The sequence below is a fragment of the Catellatospora methionotrophica genome (assembly GCF_011297335.1).
Classification (GTDB): domain Bacteria; phylum Actinomycetota; class Actinomycetes; order Mycobacteriales; family Micromonosporaceae; genus Catellatospora; species Catellatospora methionotrophica.
In genome coordinates this window covers 342,001-363,607 of record NZ_JAAOTJ010000005.1, presented here as the reverse complement: position 1 = coordinate 363,607, position 21,607 = coordinate 342,001, and the positions used below count along the sequence as shown (strand labels likewise).

The window sequence follows — 21,607 nt, the reverse complement described above, 5'->3', positions numbered from 1 at the left end:
CAAGGCGTCCGTCTCGTATGCTCGCCGACGTGTCTGTCACGGGGCAGGGCGGCCTGAGCCGCAGTGTGACCAGGGGGCTGCTCGATCAGGCGACGCCCGGCCTGCGCTGGGCCGTGGCCGTGGTGCTGCTGGGCGTGTCCGGGCTGTTCGGCGGCCTGGACTCGGTGCCCGACCCGCAACCGGAGACGCTCACCGCGGGCACGCCCGTCTACGGCGGCCCCTGGGAGGTCACCGTCGAGGGGGCGGTCGTCCAGCGGGTGCTGGGCAAGCTGCGGCTGGAGAAGGAGACCAACCGCTGGCTGGTGCTGACCGCCACGGTCCGGATCACCGCCCACGAGAGCAGCATCCTGCCGTCCGACCTGCTGACGCTGGACGGCGTGACGGGCCTGACCAGCCCCACCCCCGCCGACGCCGCGCTCGACCGGGACAAGAGCCGCCTGCGCCTGCTGCAGCCGAACATGCCCGAGCGCGTCCTGTTCATCTGGGAGCAGTCGGGCGACGCGCCCGTGCCCTCCTCGATCACCGTGTCCGTCAAGCAGCGCACCTACCGCGAGGACAGCCTCAGCAGCGCGTGGTACTGGATGGACTCCGACACCGGCGGCGACGTCACACCCGCGGGCATCGTCACCGTGCCGGTCCGGGCCGACCTGGCAGCTCCCTCGGCCAGCCCGTCGCCGTCGGCGGGCAGCACGCCGTCGCCCGGCCCCCGGCCGACCGCGAGCCCGAAGACGGCCGGCCGCACCCCGAGCGCGGGACCCACCCCGTGAGCCGGGCCGCCGCCACCAGCCGGGGAGAAGACGCGTGAAGCTGCTGCGCCGCCTGGGATACGCCGCCTTCGTGCTGGCCGCGCTCGCCGCCGGTCAGGCCATCCAGAGCGCCGAACCCAACTTCAACCACAACCTGCGCCCCTTCCCGGTGGCCGGGGAGGTCGGCACCGAGGTCGCCGCCCGCACCTTCACCGCCCAGGTGCAGCTGGTGCGCTGCGCGGCCGCACTGCGCATCGGCGACACCATTCTGGACACCCAGGGGGTCTGGATCGTCGCCAAGCTGCGGGTGGGCGCGCGGTTCAAACCGACCAGCATCGCGTACGCCGCCGCGCGTGACGGGGCGGGCCGGGTCTACCAGACCACCGACCGGGTCACCCTGAACCTGGTCACGGGCGGGCACGTCATGCAGCCTGGCCTGCCCTACGAGGGGGAGATCGCCATCGAGGTGCCGACCGCGGCCGCGGGCAGCCTGACCCTGCTGCTCGCCGACAACAGCATCGACCAGCGGATGGACTCCATGGCCGAGATCAGGCTGCCCATCTCCGACGGCGCGGCCTGCTCGGCCGAGCCCACCACCCTGCTCGCCCCGAAGGCGCTGTCATGAGGGGCCCGGACTCGCTCGGCCGCGGCTGGTGGCGGCGTAACGTGTGGGGCCTGATCGCGCTGCTCCCGGCACTGGCCCTGATGCTTGCCGCGGCGGGCTACTCCGATCTGGAGTTCTGGCAGCGCGGCAGGCCCGCCGCGGTGTTGCCTGCCACCGACGGGGTCGCCGACTTCGCCGGTGTCCGGGTGCGGGTCGCCGAGCTGGCCCCGGCCACCGACCTGAAGCGCTCCGGCGGCCGACCCCTCGCCCTGCCCGAGAACGTCACCGCGTGGCGGGTGGTGCTCGACGTCGAGGGACCGGCCGACCCGGAGCAGGTGCCGTACTGCGAGATCAGCGTCGAGGACACGGCCGGCAACCTGTACGGCGACCAGCCGCTGGAGCTGAGCCTGGTCAGCGCGCCGCTGGGCAACTGCAAGCCGGACAACAGCCCGGTGCCCGCCGCGTCAGGCCGGCACCAGACCGTGGCCCTGTTCGTCACGCCGCGCGGGGTCGACATCGCCGCGGTGCGGGTCTCCTTCGGCACCGTCGACCAGACCCGGTACGTGCGGTTCGACCGGAGCTGACTGCACCCGCAGCACCCGGTCGACGGTCGCGGCGACCAGGCACAGCAGCAGCACCATGCTGATCGCGTCGTTCAGCACGCTGAGCGGGCCCGACACCGGCCGCCACACGAAGTTCAGGTCCTGCGCGCCGATCAGCGCCCGCTCCAGCTCCCACAGCCACGTCGGCAGCGTCTGCACGGCGATGAACAGCACGCAGAACAGCACTATCGGCACCTTGCCCGCGTGTGCCATCAGGCGGAAGCTGTGTGCCAGCGGCTCCAGGGTCTCCCGCACGCTGGCGGTGCTCGCCGCGCTCAGCCGCCGCACCGGCGCCGGCAGCTTCGCCCAACGCCGGGCCGCCTGGACCGCACGCCGGGCGGCTTTCGGGCTCAGCGGCGGCGTGCCGACGCTCTGGCCGTACACCACGGCGCCGACGACCAGCCAGGCCAGCGGCACGACCAGCACGACGTCCAGCGACATGAACAGCTCCGAGAACCAGAGCCCGACGGCCCGGACCGGCCCCTCCAGCGCCCCGAGCTGAGCGACGACCTGATGCCAGCCCGACAGCACCCACTGGTACGCCTGCCGGTGCTCGATATAGGGCAGCACCTGCTCGCTGACCCGCGTCACGAACAACGTCACCAGTGTCAGCGACAGCACCTCCAGGTAGGCCCGCACGAAGCCGATCCAGCTCCACAGCCGGGCGAAGCGCAGCCCGAGCAGGAAGCGCAGCAGCATCGCCGCGAGCGACACCACGACGAGTGTCGTGTTCAGCGTGAACGGCAGGCGCTCGTCGAGCACCAGCGCGGACGGGTCCGTGATCGCCTCGGCCTTGCTGTGTTCGTCGGCGATGATCTCCAGCAGGTAGTTGTCCCGGTCGGCCTCGAAGTAGCCGTAGGAGGCGTACACCACGATGAACGGCAGCAGCACGCTCGCCACGTGAGCCAGGGTGCGGAAACGCTGTCCGGGCTCGCCGTCCGGCGTGGTGGCGGGCAGCGAGCGCGACAGCACGCGCAGCATCAGCACCAGAGCCGTCATCACCGCGACCGGGACGAGGGCGAACACCAGGAAGCCGAGTACGCCGTCGAGCTTGCTGACCTGCACGGCCAGCAGGGTCACCCCGCGCCGGGCCGCGAACCCGGCGAAGACCAGCGCGAACAGCACGGGCCAGTGCCGCGCCAGCAGCACGCCGACGGTGCCGAGCACCGCTGCCAGCTGCCGCAGTGACCAGGCGATGCCGTGCCGCGCTACCGGGGTCGCCACGAAAGCGGGCGGAGAGGGGAGGTCCGTCACGACAGAGACCGTACCGTCCACCCCGGATGGTCAGCTGCCCGCCCGCTGGGCGATGAGCAGTCCGACGCCGTCGAGGATGCGTTCCAGCCCGAACACGAACTCCTCGTACGGCTCGTCCGCCCGGTCGAGCACCCCGGCCTCGATGACGCGTGCCAGCGCGGGGAACCGGGCCGGTTCGACGAGCAGCCGCAGCAGCTTGCCGTAGGTCGCGATGGCCTCGTCCAGGTTGGAGTCGACCGCCTCCACCGCCGTCTGCATGTCCACGGCCACGGTGGCCTCGTTGCGGACGTACATGCTGAACAGCAGCACGATCGAGAGTTTCTCCTCCTCGCGCAGCGCGGTGTCGGCGAGCGCGGCCAGTCCGGCGTCCATCCAGCCGAGCTGGTGCGGGGTGGCGGGCGGGCCGCTGATGGGCACCCGCAGCGTCCACGGCTGCCTCAGGTAGACCTCGCGGCAGGCCCACGCCCAGGCGGTCAGCCCGGCGCGCCAGCCGCCGTCGGGGTCCAGTGGCGGCGGGTCGCCGATGGCCGCGTCCATCATCAGTTCGAGCAGCTCGTCCTTGGCCCGGACGTACCGGTAGAGCGCCATGGTGGACGCGCCCGCCTCGGCGGCGACCCGGCTCATGGAGACCGCGCCGATGCCGTCGGCCGCGGCGACCCTGATGCCGGCCTGCACGATGCCGTCCAGGCTCAGTCCCGGCTTGGGCCCCTTGCCGGGGCGCTCACGCAGGCCCCATGCGGCGGCGATGTTCGCCGGGACCCCGGCGCTGTCGAGTTCCATCACACCTGCTTCTACCTCGGACGCTTGACTGCACATCCTAGTACTGCGTATAACGTACACAGAACAGCGTATGACATACACAGAAGCGCGTACCGCGTACACAGAAGGTTGGTCCTCGATGAACGAGCCACCCCCGCCAATCGCCGGCCGCCGCGAGTGGATCGGCCTCGCCGTGCTGCTGCTACCCCTCCTGCTGGTCTCCATGGACGTGTCGGTGCTCTACTTCGCCGTCCCGTTCATCAGCGCCGACCTCGCCCCCACCGCCACCCAGCAGCTGTGGATCTTCGACATCTACGGCTTCGTGCTGGCCGGGCTGCTCATCACGATGGGCGCGCTCGGGGACCGGATCGGCCGCCGCCGCCTGCTCCTGATCGGCGCGACGGCGTTCGCCCTCACCTCCGCCGCCGCCGCGTACGCGGGCAGCGCCGAAGCCCTCATCGCCACCCGCGCCCTGCTGGGGATCGGCGGCGCGACGCTGATGCCGAGCACCCTCGCGCTGATCCGCAACATGTTCCACGACGCCAAGCAGCGGGCCACCGCCATCGCGGTCTGGACCGCGGCGCTCACCTTCGGCGTCGCACTCGGCCCGATCCTCAGCGGCGTACTGCTCGAACACTTCTGGTGGGGCTCGGTCTTCCTGATCAACGTACCGTTCATGCTGCTGCTGGTCGTGCTCGCGCCGCTGCTGGTGCCGGAGTCGCGACGGGTCACCGGCGGCCGGTTCGACCGGCTCGGCGCGGTCCTGTCACTGGCCGCGGTGCTACCGGTGATCTGGGGCGTCAAGGAGTTCGCCGCCGAGGGCGACCCGCTGCTCGCCGGGGCCGCGATCCTGGCCGGGCTCGCCGTCGGCGCGGTCTTCCTGCACCGGCAGCGCACCTCGGCCGACCCGATGATCGACCTGGCCCTGTTCCGGGGCCGCGCCTTCAGCGGCGCGATCGCGGTCAACACGCTGGCCATGTTCGCCCTGGTCGGCTTCGCCATCTTCACCACCCAGCTGCTGCAGACCGTGTGGGGCATGTCCCCGCTGGAGGCGGCGCTGTGGAGCCTGGTGCCCTCGCTCGGCGTCGGCGCGGTCGCGCCCGTGGCCGCCGGGCTGGCCCAGCGCGGCGTCCCGCGCAACCGGCTGGTGGCGGGCGGCTTCCTCATCGCGCTCGCCGGGTTCGCCGCGATGACCGCGGTGCAGGCCGACTCCCCGCTGTGGACGCTGATGGTCTGCGCCGCGCTGTACGCCTGCGGCCTGGTCGTGGTCATGTCGCTGAGCACCGAGCTGATCCTGTGGGCCGCCCCGCCGGAGCGGGCGGGCGCGGCGTCCGCGCTGTCGGAGACGGCCTCGGAGTTCGGCGGCGCGCTCGGCATGGCCGTACTGGGCAGCATCGGCACCGCCGTCTTCCGCGCCCACCTGGAGGTCCCGTCCGGTCTGTCCGGCCAAGCCGCCGACATCGCTCGCGAAACGCTGGCCGGAGCCGCCGCCGTGGCCGCCGCAACACCCGGCCCGCTGGGTGAGGCCCTGCTCGCCAGCGCCCGGACCTCGTTCGTGTCCGGCCTGCACGCGGCGGCGATCGCAGCGGTCGTGCTGCTGCTCATCGCGGCAGCACTGGCCCTGCTCACCCTGCCCAGCCGCGAACCTGCCCCCACCACGGACCCCGGCGACGGCCCCGTCACCCCACCCGGTGCCGCAGGAAGGTCGGTGGTAGTGGCGCAGGCCACTCGGGAGCCGTTTGACATCGAGAGGGAAGGCTAACCTAACCTGAGTCGTGCTGCGCGGTCGCCGACCTGTGGGATGCCACGGGTCGGCCGCCGGGTCACGGCACCCCCTCAGTCGTCCGGCCGTCTGGAGATCCCGCGCATGACCGAACCCATGATGTGGCGGCTGTTCACCGTTCAGGTGCAGGCCGTCGCCGACTTGAGCCCCACCTACAAGCGGTTCACGTTCTCCGGACCGGATCTGGCCGACTTCGCCGACTGTGGCTACGACCTGCGCCTCAAGCTGGTGCTGCCCGCGCCGGACGGCGGCTTCGGCGCGCTGTCCTACGGCCCCGACTGGTACACCGTCTGGCGCGCCACCCCCGACGAGCTGCGCAACCCGGTCCGCACCTACACCGCCCGGCACGTACGCCGGGGGCAGTGCGAGGTCGATGTGGACGTGGCCCTGCACGGCGACGCCGGTCCCGCCTCGCGCTGGGCCCGCGCGGCCCGGCCGGGTGACAAGCTCGTCCTGATGGGACCGAACGCGGTGCACCCCGGTCCGCACGGCGGCGCCGAGTTCGTGCCGCCCGCCCCGGGCGTGCCGGTGCTGCTCGCCGGGGACGAGACCGCGGTGCCCGCCATCGCGGCCATCCTGGAGCGGCTGCCCGCGGACACGGTCGGCGCGGCGCTGCTGGAGGTTCCGTACGCCGCCGACGCGCTGCCGGTGACCGCGCCCGCCGGGGTGGAGGTGCGCTGGCTGGCCCGCGACGGGGCCGCCCACGGCAGCCTGCTGGTGCCCGCCGTCGAGCTGGCGGCGGCGCGCCTGGTGCCGGTGCCCGGCACGGCCGAGGTCGTCGAGGACGTCGACGTGGACAACGACATCCTGTGGGAGGTCCCGGAGGACGCCGCCAGCGGCCGCCTCTACGCCTGGCTCGCGGGCGAGGCCGCCGTCATCCGCACCCTGCGCCGCCACCTCGTCGGCGAACGCGGCCTGGACCGCAAGGCGGTCGCCTTCATGGGCTACTGGCGCCAGGGCCGCACCGAAGAAGGCTGACCCGGCCGCCCGGTCGGCCGGGCGTGATCGCTGTTTGCGGCCAGAACCTGCGGTTGGACCCCGCGTTCTGCCCGCAAACAGCGATCATCGCCCCGCTCGGTTAGGGGGCGGCGTTCATGAGGTCGAGGGCGCTGTGCTGGCGGGCGGCGTCGAGTTTGTCGATGGGACCGGCCCAGCGCAGGCCGTAGAGGTCGAGCGGGGTGCGGTCGGCGGCGTACGCAGCGTCGGCCTGGCGGCGCAGGTAGGCCGTGTAGGGGTGGTCGGGCAGGGCGTTGTTGAGGACGGCCAGGCCGCGCACGTAGGCACCCTTGAACGAGGGGCCGTCCGCGCCGCAGTCGCCACCCTCGCACGGGTCGCGCAGGATGCCGTTGACGTGCAGCTGGCCGGTCGTGGTCGACGCGTCGGCGAGCCGCCGCGCGGTGGTCAGCAGGCCCGCGTCGCCGGTGGCCCGGTGCAGTTCCACCAGCCCGCCCAGCGGCACGCCCTGGTTGTACGACCACACCGGCTGCCCGTTGTTGCGGCAGGTCGACAGGTTGACCCCGTCGTTGATCAGCGACGACGCGTTGATCATCCCGGTGCCCTGGAACCACGTCCACGTCGCCCGAGCCCGGTTCAGGTACACCGTGTCGCCCGCGATGCGGTTGTGCAGCGCGGCGGTGACGTGCAGGTAGAGCCCGTTCGCGATGGCGTTCTTCGAGGTGCGGGCGGTGTTCCACCAGACCCCGCCCCCGCAGACGCCGTCCCAGTACGCCGCCATGTGGTCGGCCGCGACCCGGGCGGTGCTCAGGTAGCGGGCCTCGCCGGTGAGGTCGTACGCGGCGATCCAGGCCAGCGCCCACCAGCCGGTGTCGTCGATGTACTCGTTGCGGAAGCTGCCCTGGTACGCGTTCAAGTTGAGGTCGTAGGTGCGGCCGATCGCGTACCGGTAGCTGCCCATGCCGGTGATCCGGGCGTTGTCGATGATCGCGGTCAGCGCGTTGGCCGTGTTCCACCAGCCGGTGGTGTCGAACCGCCCGGTGGCCAGGTTGTAGGAGGTCATCAGCCCGGTGGCCGCGGCGGTGCGCCGGTTGCCCGCGTTCCACGTGGTCCGCGCCCAGGTCGTGCACGCGATCTCGGGCCGGTCACCCGCCTTGCCGCAGGCGCGCAGCGCGCCGACGCCGAGCGCCGCCCAGTCGTCCACGTTGAACATCGTGGTGCGCCAGCCCCGCTGGCCCGCCGGGACGGCGGTGTCGCCGAGCAGGCCGGTCCAGGTGCGGCCGCCGTTGAAGGAGCGGTCGAGCCAGACCCTGTCGCCGGTGGTGCCGTTGGCGATGCTCGCCCAGCCCATCGCGTCGGCGTCGTCGAAGTGCAGCACGATCTGCCTGCCCCAGACTCCGGCGCTGACCGGCGCGCGGTCGCCCGGCGACAGCGCCGCGTCGCGCCCGTCGCAGTAGCGGTTGCAGATCGGAGCGGCCACGGCGGCGCTCGCCATCGGACCGGCGACCAGGCCGGCGACGGCGAGCCCGGCGGCCAGAAGACGTACCGGTAGTCGCATGTTGAACCTCCTGCTCAGGGAAACCCGGGATGCAGGAGAGCGCTCTCACTGAGCACTCATGTAACAGGAGGTTTACATTTTCGTCAACGTCGATGGAATGCCAACCATGCGTCAGGCCGCGGCCAGCGTCTCCAGCACCCCTTCGCCGTACTTGGCCAGCTTGTTCTCGCCGACGCCGCTGATCCCCCGCAGCTTGCCCAGCGAGTCCGGGGCCTGCGCGGCGATCTCGCGCAGCGTCGCGTCGTGGAAGATGACGTACGCGGGCACGCTCTGCTCCTTGGCCGTCGCCGCACGCCAGGCGCGCAGCGCCTCGAACCGGGGCACCGCGTCGGCGGGCAGCTCCGCCACGGCAGCGGCGGCCGAGGCCTTACGCGACGAACCCGACGAGCGGGCCGCGCGCTCCGGCTCGCGGCGCATCATCACCTCACGGCGGCGGCCCAGCACGTCGGCGCTGGCGTCGGTCAGCGCCAGGGTGCCGTGCTCGCCCTGCACCGCCAGCAGCCCCTGGGCCAGCAGCTGGCGCACCACTCCGCGCCATTCGGACTCCTGCAGTTCGGTGCCGATGCCGAACACGGTCAGCTCCTCGTGGCGGTGCTGCGCCACCTTGTCGGTCTTGCGCCCGAGCAGGATGTCGATCGACTGCCCCGCGCCGAAGCGCTGGTTGCGCTCGCGCTGCAGGCGCAGCACGGTTGACAGCAGTTTCTGCGCGGGCACCGTGCCGTCCCAGGACTCCGGCGGGACCAGGCACGTGTCGCAGTTGCCGCAGGCCTCGCTGACCTGCCCGAAGTAGGCCAGCAGCTGCACCCGGCGGCACTGCACCGTCTCGCACAGGGCCAGCATCGCGTCCAGGTGCGCGGCGAGCCCGCGCCGGTAGGCCGCGTCCCCGGCCGAGCCCTCGATCATCTTGCGTTGCTGCACCACGTCCTGCAGCCCGTATGTCAGCCAGGCCGTCGACGGCAGCCCGTCCCGCCCGGCGCGGCCGGTCTCCTGGTAGTAGCCCTCGACCGACTTCGGCAGGTCGAGGTGTGCGACGAAACGCACGTCCGGCTTGTCGATGCCCATGCCGAACGCGATGGTGGCCACCATGATCATCCCGTCCTCGCGCAGGAAGCGGGACTGGTTGGCCGCACGCGTCGCCGCGTCGAGCCCGGCGTGGTAGGGCAGCGCGTCGATGCCCTGCTGCACCAGGAACTCGGCGGTCTTCTCCACCGACGCCCGGGACAGGCAGTAGATGATGCCCGCGTCACCGGGGTGCTCGGTGCGCAGCAGCTCCAGCAGCTGCTTCTTAGGGTCGTTCTTCGGCACGATGCGGTACTGGATGTTGGGCCGGTCGAAGCTGGAGACGAACAGGCGCGCCTCGGTCAGCTGCAGGCGCTGTGCGATCTCGGTGCGGGTGGCGGTCGTCGCGGTCGCCGTCAGCGCGATGCGGGGCACGTCCGGCCAGCGCTCGTGCAGCACGGACAGGGCCAGGTAGTCGGGCCGGAAGTCGTGGCCCCACTGCGAGACGCAGTGCGCCTCGTCGATGGCGAACAGCGAGATCCTGCCGCGCTCCAGCAGCCGCAGCGCCGATCCGGAGGCCAGCCCTTCCGGGGCGAGGTAGAGCAGGTCCAGCTCGCCCGCGACGAACTGCGCCTCGACCACGCGGCGCTCGTCGAGGTCGAGTGTCGAGTTGAGGAAGCCCGCCTTCACGCCCAGCGCGGTGAGCGCGTCGACCTGGTCCTGCATCAGCGCGATCAGCGGCGAGATGACCACGCCGACGCCGGGCCGCACCAGCGCCGGGATCTGGTAGCACAGCGACTTGCCGCCACCGGTCGGCATCAGCACCAGGGCGTCCCCGCCGCCGATCACGTGGTCGATGATCTCCTGCTGCTCGCCACGGAACGAGTCATAGCCGAAGATCCTGCTCAACACCTGCGAAGCATCCTGCACCCGTCGATCCTATGGACCGCCCCCGACGGCATGCATGCCGGTGCGACGACGGCAACACGACCAGGGGCGCATCACGCACCTCCAGGATCACCCGCCCGCTGCGCCACCAGGGCGGCGGTGACCCGGGTGATCACGTCGTACGGGATCGGCTCGCGCAGCGGGAAGCGCAGCGTGCCCTTCGCCGCCCGGTACGGCGCGACGACCTCCTCGAAGTCCGCGTCCCCGTCGGGCACCGGGTACACCGAGACGTGGTGCTTCCAGCCGGCGAAGTACACGAGATACCGGCCGTCCAGCGTGATCGTGGGGATGCCGTAGCTGATGCTCTGCCCGGCGTGCGCGGGCGCTGCCGCCAGGATGGTCCGCCGGACCTGCTGGAGCACGTCCTGCACCTCGGTGGGGAAGGCGTCGATGTAGTCGTCGATCGTGGTGAACCTGGCCGCCATTCATTCATCATCGCGCCTGCGGGTCCCGCGCGGCAGGCGTGCGGCGGTGCGGAACAGCGGGGCCCGGTGCGGGCAGTCATGAGTATGTTGCACACCATGGCCGAGCCCCGCCCGTCCGACGTGGCGGGCCTGTTCGACGAACACGGGGCCGAGCTGCTGCGCTACTGCGCCGGCCGGGTCGGGCCGACGGTCGCCGAGGACGTCGTCGCCGACACGTTCCTCATCGCGTACCAGCGAAGGGACCGGCTGGCCGACGGCCCGGCGCTGCCACCGTGACACAATTTCATCGACGATCTAAGATGTGTGGATCTCGCCCGCGGCCACGACCTCCTGACGGGAGAGGCCATGAACCTGGAGATCCGGCACCTCAGAGTGGTCTGCGCGATCGCGGACACCGGCAGCGTGACCAAGGCGGCCTCGCTGCTCGGGCTCGCCCAGCCCGCGGTCACCGCGCAGTTGCAGCGCATCGAGCGCTCGCTGGGCGGCCCGCTGTTCGAGCGCGGCCGCCACGGCGCGACGCCGACGGCGCTGGGTGAGCTGGTGCTCGCCCGCGCCCGGGTGGTGCTGCCCGCGATGCGCGGGCTGCAGGAGGACGCGGCACAGCTCACCGGCACCCGCGTCCGGCCGAACCAGTGGCGCATCGGCGCGGTCAACGGCCCGATCCTCGGCGGGCTGATGTCCCGGCTGGCCGCCGAGAAGGACGGCGTGGAGGTGCTGACCCATCCCTCGCACTGGGCCGACCAGCTGTGCGACCTGGCGGTGGCGGGCAGGCTCGACTTCTGCATCGTCGGGGTCTGCGGCGACACCGTGCCGGGCACCCCGGAGGACGGGCTGACCTGGCGGGAGATCGCCATCGACGCCATCTTCGTGATGCTGCCCGAGAGCCATCCGCTGGCTGACCGCTGGGAGATCGACCTGGCCGAGCTGGCCGACGCGCAGTGGGCCAGCATGCCGGGCGACGGCTGCTTCGGCGACTGCTTCGCGGCCGCCTGCGCGCGGGCCGGGTTCACCCCGCGCACCATGTACGAGATGGACATCGGCAACGCCGTCGACGCGGTGCTGTCGGGGCACGCGGTCGGGCTGTGCAAGGCGACCTTCCGCCGGGTGGACGGCATCGCCACGGTGCCGCTGGCGGGCGGGCCGCTGCGCTGGCGGCACCTGCTCGGCTGGCATCCGCGCAGCGAAGCGGCCGGATACGCCGACGTCATGCTCGCCCACGCGGCGGCGGCGTACGCGGAGTCGGCCGCCCGCAATCCGCAGTACCTCCAGTGGGGCAAGGCCAACCCGCAGTTCGGTCCCCGGGTTTCCATCGCATCGCGGTAGGACCCAAGCGGTATCTACCGTCGACTATATATAACGCATAACTTGCCGAGCATGAACCACAGACTTCTCTTCGCTTCGGCGGCGGCCACCCTCACCCTGGGTATCACCGTCGCACTGACGTATCCGGCCGCGGCGGGACAGGCCCCCGACCCGGCAGCCGACGCCGCCACCGCGGCGGGCATCTCGCCCCAGGTCCTCCAGGCCATGTCCCGCGACCTCAAACTCGACCCCGCCGGGGTGCGGGCCCGGCTCGCCGACGAGGCCAGGGCCGGCAAGGCCGACCTGACCCTGCGCAAGTCGCTCGGCACGACCTACGGCGGCGCGTGGCTGTCGGCCGACGCGAAGACCTTCACCGTCGGCGTGACCAGCCAGGCCCAGGCCGACAAGGTACGCGCCGCGGGCGCCACCCCGAAGCTGGTCGCGCACAGCCTCGCCCAGCTCGACGCGGTCAAGGCCCAGCTCGACGCCGTCGCGGCCAAGGCCCCCAAGGCCATCCCCGGCTGGTACGTCGACGTCGCCGCCAACCAGGTCGTCGTGCTCGCCCGCACGGGCGCGGACGCGGCCGGCTTCGTCAAGGCCAGCGGCGTCGACGCCACCGCCGTACGGATCGACGCGAGCACCGAGACCCCGGTGCCCTACATCGACGTCATCGGCGGCAACGCGTACTACATCGGCAGCGGCAGCCGCTGCTCGGTCGGCTTCTCGGTCAGCGGCGGCTTCGTGACCGCGGGCCACTGCGGCACCACCGGCTCCACGACCACCCAGCCCAGCGGCACCTTCGCCGGGTCCAGCTTCCCCGGCAACGACTACGCCTGGGTCCGGGTCAACTCCGGCAACACCCCGCGCGGCCTGGTCAACAACTACGCCGGCGGCACCGTGTCGGTGTCCGGCTCGACCGACGCCGCGATCGGCGCGTCGGTGTGCCGGTCCGGTTCGACGACCGGCTGGCACTGCGGCACCATCCAGGCCCGCAACGCGTCGGTGACCTACTCGCAGGGCACCGTCAGCGGCCTGATCCGCACCAACGTGTGCGCCGAGCCGGGCGACTCCGGCGGCTCGCTCATCGCGGGCAGCCAGGCCCAGGGCGTGACCTCGGGCGGGTCCGGCAACTGCAGCTCCGGCGGCACGACCTACTTCCAGCCGGTCAACGAGATCCTTTCGGCGTACGGCCTGACGCTGCTCACCGGCACCGGCACCCCGCCGTCGTCCCCGCCGCCCGGCGGCAGCGGCTGCACCGGGTACGAGTTCTCCCGCAACGGCTCGCTGTCCAGCGGCGGCAGCGCCTACCAGCCGGACAACAGCTACTACCAGTCCACCGCCTCCGGCACCCACCGCGGCTGCCTGGCCGGCCCGTCCGGCACGGACTTCGACCTCTACCTGCAGAAGTGGAACGGCTCGGCGTGGGCGAACGTGGCCCAGGGCGCGACCGCGTCCAACGCGGAGACGCTGACCTACTCGGGCACCGCGGGCTACTACCGGTACCGGGTGCACGCCTACAGCGGCGGGGGCTCCTACGCCCTCGGCTTCACGAACCCGTGACGCCTGGCTGACCCCGAACGCACCGGAGCCCGGTTCCTGTTTCAGGAACCGGGCTCCGGTCTGTGGTAGCGGGGGCCAGATTTGAACTGACGACCTCTGGGTTATGAGCCCAGCGAGCTACCGAGCTGCTCCACCCCGCGTCGCTTGTTGCTGGCACAGACTATGTCACCGTTGTCGACCGTGTCCAATCGGTTATCGGCCCACATTCACGCACGCCGTCGTCTTGGCAGGACGGGCTCCACCGTGTTCGATGACTGGAAACAATCCTTACGAAAAGGAGCCAGTCGATGCGGACACTTCGCGCGGTCGCCGCCACGGCCGCCGTCACCCTGCTGGGCGCAGCGGTTCCCTACCTGACCAGCACCGCCGCGCACGCCGCCGGACCCGTGCTGCGGGCCACGGTCACCCAGGTCAGCGTATGGGCCACCGGATACGGCGCGGACGTGACCGTGACCAACATCGGTGACGCCCCCGCCACGGGCTGGACCGTCGTATTCGACCTGCCCACGGGCACCACGGTCAGCTCGTCGTGGAGCGCGGTGCGCACGCAGAGCGGCCAGCGCTACACCTTCACCAACGTGAACTGGAACGGCACCGTCAACCCGGGCGCGTCGCAGACATTCGGCTTCAACGCCGCCGGTATCGGCACCCCGGCCAACTGCACCGTCAACGGCGCGTCCTGCACGGGCGGCCCGGCTCCGTCGACCTCGCCGTCAGCCTCCGCGTCGCCTTCGGCCTCGCCGTCACCGTCCACTCCCCCGTCGCCGTCGCCGTCACCCTCGCCGTCGGGGTCGCCGCCGCCCGGCGGGCCGGTCGTCGACGTGGCCACGGCCGCACAGCTCAGCAGCGCGCTGGGCAGCGTGAACCCCGGCACCACCATCCGCCTGGCGCCCGGCACGTATCGCGGCTCGTTCGCCACCACGCGGCCCGGCACGGCAGGCTCGCGGATCACGCTCACCGGGCCGCGCACCGCGATCCTGATCAACGACGGGCCGAGCGGCACCGGGCCGTCCTGCCCCGCGCCCACCGCGGGCTGGGACTCCGGCTACGGCCTGTGGCTGTTCGACGCGCCCTACTGGAACCTCACCGGGTTCACCGTGGCCGAGTCGAAGAAGGGCATCGTGCTCGACAACTCCCACCACGTGACGATCAGCGGCGTGTACGTGCACCACACCGAGGACGAGGGCGTGCACTTCCGCCGCTCGTCGGCCGACGGGGTCATCCGCGACTCGATCGTCGAGTACACCGGCCTGGTGCAGCCCGGCTACGGCGAGGGCGTCTACCTCGGCTCGGCCGGGTCCAACTGGGCCTGCCACGGCAACTCCGGCGGCGTCGACCGCTCCGACCGGGTGCAGGTGCTCAACAACCGCATCGGCCCGTACGTCGCCGCGGAGCACATCGACGTCAAGGAGGGCACCTTCGACGGCGTCATCCGGGGCAACACCTTCGACGGGCGCGGCATCTCGGGGCAGAACTCGGCCGACTCCTGGATCGACGTCAAGGGCATCGGCTACCTCATCGAGAACAACACCGGCACGTTCGCGGCACCGGGCACGTTCGTCAACGGGTACGAGACGCACAACCCGGCGACGACGCCGTCGTTCCTGAACGGCTGCGGCAACATCTGGCGCTCCAACACCTCGAACCTGGGCGGGATCGGCCAGTACGCGATCCGGATCACCTCGACCTCGAAGTGCCCCGGCAACCTCAACGTCGTGTACGCCTCCAACACCGTCACCAACGCCGTGACCGGCCTGACCAACATCGCGGTCACACCCTGATCACGGGGCGTCCGTCGCGGTGATCGCTGTCTACGGTCGAAAAGTGCGTTCTGAACGCAGGTTCTGACCGTAGACAGCGATCACCGCGCGACGCTGGGCCGGCGGACCTGGCGGAGGTAGCGCTTAGCGACACAGCCGGGCAGGTTCGCGGTCCAGGAGTGGTCGCGGGCCCGGTAGGCGCTCGGGCTCTCGCCGACGATCTCGGTGAACCGGCTGCTGAACGAGCCCAGCGAGGTGAACCCGACGGCCAGGCAGACCTCGGTGACGTTCAGGTCGCCCCGGCGCAGCAGGGCCTGGGCGCGCTCGATCCGGCGGGTCATCAGATAGCCGTGCGGCGTCTCGCCGAACGCGGCCCGGAAACTGCGCGAGAAGTGACCCGGCGACATCAGGGCGGTGCGCGCCAGCGCGGCCACGTCCAGCGGCTGCGCGTAGTCGCGGTCCACCCGGTCGCGGGCCTGCCGCAGCCGGATGAGGTCTTCCCTGGTCACTCTGGTCACCCTATCGGCAAGCAGAAAGGCTCGGCCACATGTAGAAGGACCCGGCTCCATCGGAGCCGGGTCCTTCGTTCGTAGCGGGGACAGGATTTGAACCTGCGACCTCTGGGTTATGAGCCCAGCGAGCTACCGAGCTGCTCCACCCCGCGTCGGTAGGTAAACCATAGCCGGTTGATCGCACCACCCGCAAATCGACACGGGGTGAGCGCCGTCTCAGCGCTCACCCCGTGTCGTCTCAGCCTGTCATCGTCAGCCGGTGGTGGCCGGCGAGGGCGACGGTGAGGGCGGCGGTGCGGAGGGCGAGGCAGCCGGGGGCGGCGTCGTCGTGCCGCTGGCCTGCTCGAACTCCTTCATCGCCGCCTCCAGGGCGGCCAGCGCCTTGCCGTACGCCTCGAAGTTGCCGGACTGCTGGGCGGCCCGCACGTCGTCGATGGCCTTGTTGACCTTCTCGGCGGCGGCGGCCAGCGTCGGCGAACCCGTCGTCGGCGGCGGCTGGTTCGGCGTGGTCACCGGTGGTGTGCCGGTGGTGGTGCCGACCAGCTGTTTGATGCCGTCGGTGAGGGTGTCCGCGAAGGCCACCTTGTCGCCGTAGCTGACCAGCACCTTCTTCATCAGCGGGTACGCCTTCTCCCCGCTGGAGCGCAGGTAGATCGGCTCGACGTAGAGCATGCCGCCGCCGTACGGCAGGGACAGCAGGTTGCCCTTGACGACGTTGTTACCCCAGATGTTGAGCTGGGTGCGCGCCGCGTCGAAGTTCTCCATCAACTGCTGCGCCTGGCCCGGTCCGGGGATCCGGCCGTCCTTGCTCAGCTCCAGCACCTGCAGTGTCGGCTTGCCGTCGACGTACGACCCGGAGATCAGCGCGGCCAGGTTCTGCCGTTCCCGTGGGGTCACCGCGGCGGTGAGCTGGAAGCGCGGCTCGGTCTGGCCGGGCAGCTGGGTCAGCAGGTAGTACGGCGGCTGCTTGGCCGAACCGGCGGTGGCCGGGTCGTTGGGCACGGCCCAGAAGTCCGGCGCGTTGAAGAAGTCGTTCGCGTTGTTGACGTGGAACCGGGTCAGCAGGTCGCGCTGCACCTTGAACATGTCCGCCGGGTAGCGGAAGTGCTGCGCCAGTTCCGCCGGGATCTCCGACTTGGCCGTGATCAGCTTGCCGCCGAAGGCGTTGTTCCAGGCCTTGAGGATCGGGTCCTTGTCGTCGAACTCGTAGAGCTTGACGGTGCCGTCGTACGCGTCGACGGTGGCCTTCACCGAGTTGCGGATGTAGTTGATGTCCTGCCGGGCGAGCCGGAACGTGCCGTCGCCGGTCAGCGAGTCACTGGTCGCGTCCTGCAGGTCGATGCGCTGCGCGTACGGGTAGTTCGCGCTGGTCGTGTAGCCGTCGACGATCCACACGATGCGCCCGCCGACCGCCGCCGGGTACGGGTCGCCGTCCAGGGTGAGGAACGGCGCCACCTTCTGCACGCGGGTACGCGGGTCGCGCTCGTAGAGGATCTTCGAGTTGTCGTTGACCGCGTCGGCCAGCAGGAAGTTCGACTCGGCGTACTTGATCGAGTAGAGCAGCCGCCGCCAGGTCGAGTCCAGGTCGACGCCGCCGGAGCCGGTGTAGGTGTAACGGGCGTCGGTGGCGTCGCCGGTGGGGCGGTCGTACTCGGCGCTGGTGCCGCCGTCGGCCTTGCCGACGATCGCGTACTCGCCCATGCGCTCGCCGTAGTAGATGCGCGGCTGCTCGACGGGCAGCTTGTCGGTGGCCGACGAGCAGCCCTGCTCCGCGCCCTGCGCCTGGCCGGTGAAGAACCCGGAGACGAAGTAGGGCTGTCCCGCGCAGACGGTGGTGTTCGCGGGGGCCGCGACCAGGCCGTAGCCGTGGGTGTACACCGTGTGCTTGTTGATCCAGTTGCTCTGCGCGGTGGTCAGCTTGCTGTACTCGATCTCCCGGACACCCACCACGTAGTCGGCGGTCTTGCCGTCGATGGTGTAGCGGTCGATGTCGAGCTTGTCGCCGAACTGGTAGAAGCTGCGCACCTGGGACAGCTGCGTGTAGGTCTCGGCGACCACGGCCGGGTCGAGCAGGCGGATGTTCGGCACGATCGTCTTGTCCTGCGCCAGCGACGCGGGCGGCTCGACCGTGTCCGAGGCGTACGGCGTGTTCGTCGCGCCGTCCAGCCCGTACGCCGCGCGGGTGGCCTGGATGGTGCGGTCGATGTACGGCGCTTCCTTGACGTTGCGGCTCGGGTCCACCTGGAACGTCTGCACGCCCCACGGGTAGATGCCGCCGATGGCGACCGCGGAGATGGCCAGCAGGCCCAGCGCGACGCCCGGCCACACCAGGTTGCGCATGACCGCGTTCGAGAAGATCAGGATCGCGATGACGACGATGACCGAGATGTAGGTCAGCATCTCCTTGGCGGGCAGCAGCGCCTGGATGTCGGTGTAACCCGCGCCGGTCAGGTCGGTGCCGGAGATGGTGTCCAGCAGCAGCGCCCGGCGGTCCAGCACGTACGCGACCGCCTTGAGGCTGACGAACAGCGCGACCAGGCCGGTCAGGTGGGCCCGCGCGCCGGTGGTCATCCGGTCACCCGCGCCGGACAGCCGCACCCCGCCGTAGAGGTAGTGCACGCCGAGCGCGCCGATCAGCGCCAGCACCGTCACGGTGAAGCCGGTGTTCAGCAGGTACTGCCAGAACGGCAGCTTGAAGACGTAGAAGCCGATGTCGATGCCGAACTGCGGGTCCTTCTGGTTGAACGGCTCCGCGTTCTCGAACAGCAGCCACTGCTGCCAGTGCCCCTGCGCGGCGAGCCCGGCGAAGAACGCGACCGCGCCCGCGGCCAGCGCGAACCAGCGCATCAGGTGCGGGCCCAGCAGGTAGCGGTAGCGCTCCAGCGCCTGCTGCTCGACCCCGGTCGGCGGCAGGAACGGGCGCAGCTTGTACGCCAGGTACAGGTTGCCGAACAGGAAGGCCCAGATGATCAGCCCGAACACCGCGAACAGACCTATCCGCGTGCCGAGCTGGCCGGTGAAGACCTGGGTCGCACCCAGTTCGTCGAACCAGAGCCATTCGGTCCACGCCTCGACCACCCAGCCCAGGACGGCGAAGAAGATGAGCAGGCCGGTCAGCACGATGAGCCAGGCTCGTCCGCGGCGGCTCATGTGCGGCAGTTGACTTGATCGGGTCACCACGGTGGAAGCCTACGTTGCCTTGCAATACCGCTGCACTGATGGCAGGCCCTATGAAACCGTGGTGAGTCGTCTGACCTGCGGTTCAGCGCGGGGCCCCGGCAGCCGGGACCCCGCGTTTTCTCAGCTGATTAACAGGAAGCCGAGCCTCAGCAGGTGGGCGGCGTGCCGCCGGCGCGTACGGTCGCCAGCGCCGCGAGCGCGTCCTGCAGCGTGCTCACCTTGGCCAGCGGCAGTCCGGGCAGCGCGTTGGCCTTGGCCTCCGCGCAGTTGTCCGCGGGGGTGAGGAAGACCTTCGCCCCGGCGGCCTTGGCCCCGTGCAGCTTCTGCGGGATGCCGCCGATCGGCCCGACGTTGCCCTCGTCGTCGATGGTGCCCGTACCCGCGATGACCTTGCCGCCGGTCAGGTCCTCCGGCTTGATCTTGTCGATGATGCCGAGGGTGAACATCAGACCGGCGCTAGGGCCGGCGATGTCGTCGAGCTTGATGTTCAGCGTGAACGGGTGCGGCTGCTCGGTCTTGACCTCGATGCCCACCCGCGGCGTCTTGTCCTCGGCCGAGGCCGCCTTGGTGGTGACCTCCACCGTGGCCGGGGCCTTGTCGCGGGTGACGCCGAGCTTCAGCGTGCTGCCCGCCGGCTTGGCCTGGATCAGCTCCAGCAGCTTGCCGTTGGAGGTGACCGCGGTGCCGTCGACGGTGTCGATGACGTCACCCGGCTTCAGCTTCCCGTCGGAGGCGCCGCCCTCGACGACCTTCTCCACCGTGATCCGCACCGGGTAGCCCAGCTCGCGCAGCGCCGCGGTCTCCGCGCTGGTCTGCGAGTTCTTGAAGTCCTCCTGGCCCTGCTGGTCGATCTCCTCGCGGCTGGCGTCCGGCGGGTAGAGCAGCTCGTACGGCACGACCGCCTCCTCGTCGGACCACCAGCCCCGGATCACCGAGATCAGGTCGGTCTTCGACTGCACGTTGACGGTGACCAGCCGCAGCTGGCCGTCGGACTTCGTGGCCGTCCCGCCGCCGCTGACCGAGATGACGTCGTGGCAGCTCTGCGACGCTCCGGGCGCCCCCGGCGTGCAGACCTCGCCCTTGTCGTCGACGGCGGACAGGGTGTCCACGGTCGGGCCGGCGCTCTCCACCACGTACGGCACGTTCACCCGCCCGATGGCGATCAGCAGCAGCACCGCCAGGAGTGCGCCCAGCACCACAGTCAACCCGCGACGTCTCATGGCGGCCAGCCTATCCAAGCGGTCCGCGAGCCCGCCGGACCCTGACTTGTCCCCTATCACGGGGTGGGTATGAGTCACTTGCGCTCAACTTCGCGTACGGTGGAGGGCGTGCCTGACACCCCGTTCGGGTTCGCCCTTCCTGGCGGCCAACCACCAGACCCCAACGACCCGCAGCAGATGCAGCAGTTCCTCGCCGGGCTGCAGCAGCTGATGGCGATGAGCTCCAGCGGCGGCGGCCCCGTCAACTGGGACCTCGCCCGGCAGGTCGCCACCACCTCGCTCAACAGCGAGGGTGACCCGGCGGTGTCCGCCGCCGACCGCCGCGAGGTCGACGAGGCGCTGCGCCTGGCCGACCTGTGGCTCGATCCGGCCACCTCCCTGCCCAGCGGCGTGCTCACCACCGCCGCCTGGAACCGCAACGAGTGGATCTTCAACACCCTGGACGTCTGGCGCAAGCTGGCCGACCCGGTCGCCGACCGCATGGTCAACGCCATGGGCGACCTCGTCCCGCCGGAGGCCCGCGCCCAGCTCGGCCCGATGGCCGCGATGATCAGCAGCCTCGGCGGCGCGCTGTTCGGCGGCCAGTTCGGCACCGCCCTGGCCAAGCTCGCCGTCGAGGTCCTCTCCGCCGGTGACATCGGCCTGCCGCTCGGCCCGAGCGGCACCGCCGCCCTGGTCCCCGCCAACATCCGGGCGTACGGCGAGGGCCTCGAACTCGACTCCGGTGAGCTGCGCCTGTTCGTGGCCCTGCGCGAGGCCGCCCACCAGCGGCTGTTCGGCCACGTGCCGTGGCTGCGCGGGCACGTGCTCAGCGCGGTCGAGGCATACGCCAACGGCATCCGGGTGGACCGCGAGGCCATCGAGGAGGCGCTCGGCCGGGTCAACCCCGCCGACCCCGAGTCCATGGCCGAACTGCAGCTCGAAGGCATCTTCACGCCCGACGACAGCCCGCAGCAGCAGGCCGCCCTGCGCCGCCTGGAGACCGTGCTCGCCCTGGTCGAAGGCTGGGTCACGCACGTGGTCGAGCAGGCCGCGGGCAACCGGCTGCCCAACGTCGTACGCCTCTCCGAGACGTTCCGCCGCCGCCGCGCGGCCGGGGGTCCCGCCGAGCAGACGTTCGCCGCGCTCGTCGGCCTGGAACTGCGCCCCCGCCGCCTGCGCGAGGCAGCGGCCCTGTGGGCGGCACTGACCGAGCACCGCGGCGTGTCCGGCCGCGACGCCCTGTGGGACCACCCCGACCTGCTGCCCGACGACGAGGACTTCGCCGACCCGGCCGCCTACGCGGCCGCCGCCGACACCACGGTCCTCGACCTCAGCGGCCTCGACGACCTCCCCAGCCACGACCCGACCCCGCCCAAACCCGACGGCGAGGCCGACCCCGACCCGCAGCAGGACTGACCCAGGCCGCGCCGACGCCGCACGACCCGCGCCTCACCCTCCG

The 21,607-nt window shown here is 71.3% G+C and carries 18 protein-coding genes and 2 tRNA genes; 10 read left to right on the top strand and 10 right to left on the bottom strand.

The window, feature by feature from the left end:
- The first annotated feature begins 29 nt into the window (after positions 1-29).
- The 3 genes from HAV40_RS16130 to HAV40_RS16120 are packed head-to-tail and all read left to right on the top strand — an operon-like array spanning position 30 to position 1,934.
- Positions 30-767: a hypothetical protein gene (locus HAV40_RS16130; RefSeq protein ID WP_166381920.1), complete on the top strand. Its 738-nt coding sequence runs from the start codon at positions 30-32 to the stop codon at positions 765-767.
- A gap of 34 nt (positions 768-801) precedes the next feature.
- Complete coding sequence (locus HAV40_RS16125) at positions 802-1,371, top strand: hypothetical protein (RefSeq protein ID WP_166381918.1); 570 nt, start codon at positions 802-804, stop codon at positions 1,369-1,371.
- Entirely contained in the window at positions 1,368-1,934 is a 567-nt protein-coding gene (locus HAV40_RS16120; protein ID WP_166381916.1) for a hypothetical protein, read from the top strand. Before HAV40_RS16125 ends, HAV40_RS16120 begins: the two co-directional genes overlap by 4 nt.
- On the opposite strand, the gene HAV40_RS16115 is transcribed toward HAV40_RS16120, so the two are convergent.
- Both HAV40_RS16115 and HAV40_RS16110 read right to left on the bottom strand, forming a co-directional pair.
- Positions 1,815-3,206, bottom strand: coding sequence for a hypothetical protein (locus tag HAV40_RS16115; RefSeq protein WP_166381914.1), 1,392 nt, complete (start codon positions 3,204-3,206; stop codon positions 1,815-1,817). The two genes, HAV40_RS16120 and HAV40_RS16115, sit on opposite strands and share 120 nt — an antisense overlap.
- Positions 3,207-3,236: 30 nt before the next feature.
- Positions 3,237-3,986: a TetR/AcrR family transcriptional regulator gene (locus tag HAV40_RS16110; protein WP_166381912.1), complete on the bottom strand. Its 750-nt coding sequence runs from the start codon at positions 3,984-3,986 to the stop codon at positions 3,237-3,239.
- 118 nt (positions 3,987-4,104) lie between these two features.
- On the opposite strand from HAV40_RS16110, the gene HAV40_RS16105 reads away from it, so the two are divergent.
- Both HAV40_RS16105 and HAV40_RS16100 read left to right on the top strand, forming a co-directional pair.
- Positions 4,105-5,727, top strand: coding sequence for an MFS transporter (locus HAV40_RS16105; RefSeq protein ID WP_166381910.1), 1,623 nt, complete (start codon positions 4,105-4,107; stop codon positions 5,725-5,727).
- A gap of 105 nt (positions 5,728-5,832) precedes the next feature.
- Complete coding sequence (locus HAV40_RS16100) at positions 5,833-6,726, top strand: siderophore-interacting protein (protein WP_166381908.1); 894 nt, start codon at positions 5,833-5,835, stop codon at positions 6,724-6,726.
- A gap of 100 nt (positions 6,727-6,826) precedes the next feature.
- On the opposite strand, the gene HAV40_RS16095 is transcribed toward HAV40_RS16100, so the two are convergent.
- The 3 genes from HAV40_RS16095 to HAV40_RS16085 form a co-directional block, all read right to left on the bottom strand.
- On the bottom strand, positions 6,827-8,260 hold the full coding sequence (locus HAV40_RS16095; protein ID WP_203671525.1) for a glycoside hydrolase family 76 protein: 1,434 nt from the start codon (positions 8,258-8,260) through the stop codon (positions 6,827-6,829).
- A 111-nt stretch (positions 8,261-8,371) separates the two neighbouring features.
- Positions 8,372-10,189 (bottom strand): DNA helicase RecQ, encoded by a 1,818-nt coding sequence (gene recQ / locus HAV40_RS16090; protein ID WP_166381906.1) that lies wholly within the window; start codon positions 10,187-10,189, stop codon positions 8,372-8,374.
- A gap of 71 nt (positions 10,190-10,260) precedes the next feature.
- On the bottom strand, positions 10,261-10,632 hold the full coding sequence (locus tag HAV40_RS16085) for an iron chaperone (RefSeq protein WP_166381904.1): 372 nt from the start codon (positions 10,630-10,632) through the stop codon (positions 10,261-10,263).
- Between the two features lie 96 nt (positions 10,633-10,728).
- Here HAV40_RS16085 and HAV40_RS16080 point away from each other — a divergent pair, with 96 nt between their 5' ends.
- The 3 genes from HAV40_RS16080 (at position 10,729) to HAV40_RS16070 (ending at position 13,494) form a co-directional block, all read left to right on the top strand.
- Positions 10,729-10,908, top strand: coding sequence for an RNA polymerase sigma factor (locus HAV40_RS16080; protein WP_166381902.1), 180 nt, complete (start codon positions 10,729-10,731; stop codon positions 10,906-10,908).
- Positions 10,909-10,977: 69 nt separating this feature from the next.
- The gene (locus HAV40_RS16075; RefSeq protein ID WP_166381900.1) at positions 10,978-11,955 is read left to right on the top strand and encodes a LysR family transcriptional regulator; all 978 of its coding nucleotides are present in this window, start codon (positions 10,978-10,980) and stop codon (positions 11,953-11,955) included.
- 51 nt (positions 11,956-12,006) lie between these two features.
- On the top strand, positions 12,007-13,494 hold the full coding sequence (locus tag HAV40_RS16070) for a S1 family peptidase (RefSeq protein ID WP_166381898.1): 1,488 nt from the start codon (positions 12,007-12,009) through the stop codon (positions 13,492-13,494).
- Positions 13,495-13,557: 63 nt separating this feature from the next.
- Here the strand turns inward: HAV40_RS16070 and HAV40_RS16065 are convergent.
- Positions 13,558-13,634, bottom strand: a tRNA-Met gene (locus tag HAV40_RS16065).
- Positions 13,635-13,781: 147 nt separating this feature from the next.
- Here HAV40_RS16065 and HAV40_RS16060 point away from each other — a divergent pair.
- The gene (locus tag HAV40_RS16060; RefSeq protein WP_166381896.1) at positions 13,782-15,275 is read left to right on the top strand and encodes a cellulose binding domain-containing protein; all 1,494 of its coding nucleotides are present in this window, start codon (positions 13,782-13,784) and stop codon (positions 15,273-15,275) included.
- An 80-nt stretch (positions 15,276-15,355) separates the two neighbouring features.
- Here HAV40_RS16060 and HAV40_RS16055 read toward each other — a convergent pair whose 3' ends face one another.
- The 4 genes from HAV40_RS16055 to HAV40_RS16040 form a co-directional block, all read right to left on the bottom strand.
- Positions 15,356-15,823, bottom strand: a complete 468-nt coding sequence (locus HAV40_RS16055; RefSeq protein ID WP_166381894.1) for a helix-turn-helix domain-containing protein — start codon at positions 15,821-15,823, stop codon at positions 15,356-15,358.
- Positions 15,824-15,844: 21 nt separating this feature from the next.
- Positions 15,845-15,918: transfer RNA gene (locus HAV40_RS16050), tRNA-Met, on the bottom strand.
- A 100-nt stretch (positions 15,919-16,018) separates the two neighbouring features.
- A complete protein-coding gene (locus HAV40_RS16045) occupies positions 16,019-18,916 on the bottom strand; it encodes a UPF0182 family membrane protein (RefSeq protein ID WP_166381892.1) in 2,898 nt (965 codons plus the stop codon).
- Positions 18,917-19,092: 176 nt separating this feature from the next.
- Complete coding sequence (locus HAV40_RS16040; protein ID WP_166381890.1) at positions 19,093-20,166, bottom strand: YlbL family protein; 1,074 nt, start codon at positions 20,164-20,166, stop codon at positions 19,093-19,095.
- A gap of 108 nt (positions 20,167-20,274) precedes the next feature.
- Between HAV40_RS16040 and HAV40_RS16035 the strand changes: the two genes are divergently transcribed.
- Entirely contained in the window at positions 20,275-21,564 is a 1,290-nt protein-coding gene (locus HAV40_RS16035; protein WP_203671526.1) for a zinc-dependent metalloprotease, read from the top strand.
- The last annotated feature ends 43 nt before the right edge of the window (positions 21,565-21,607 follow it).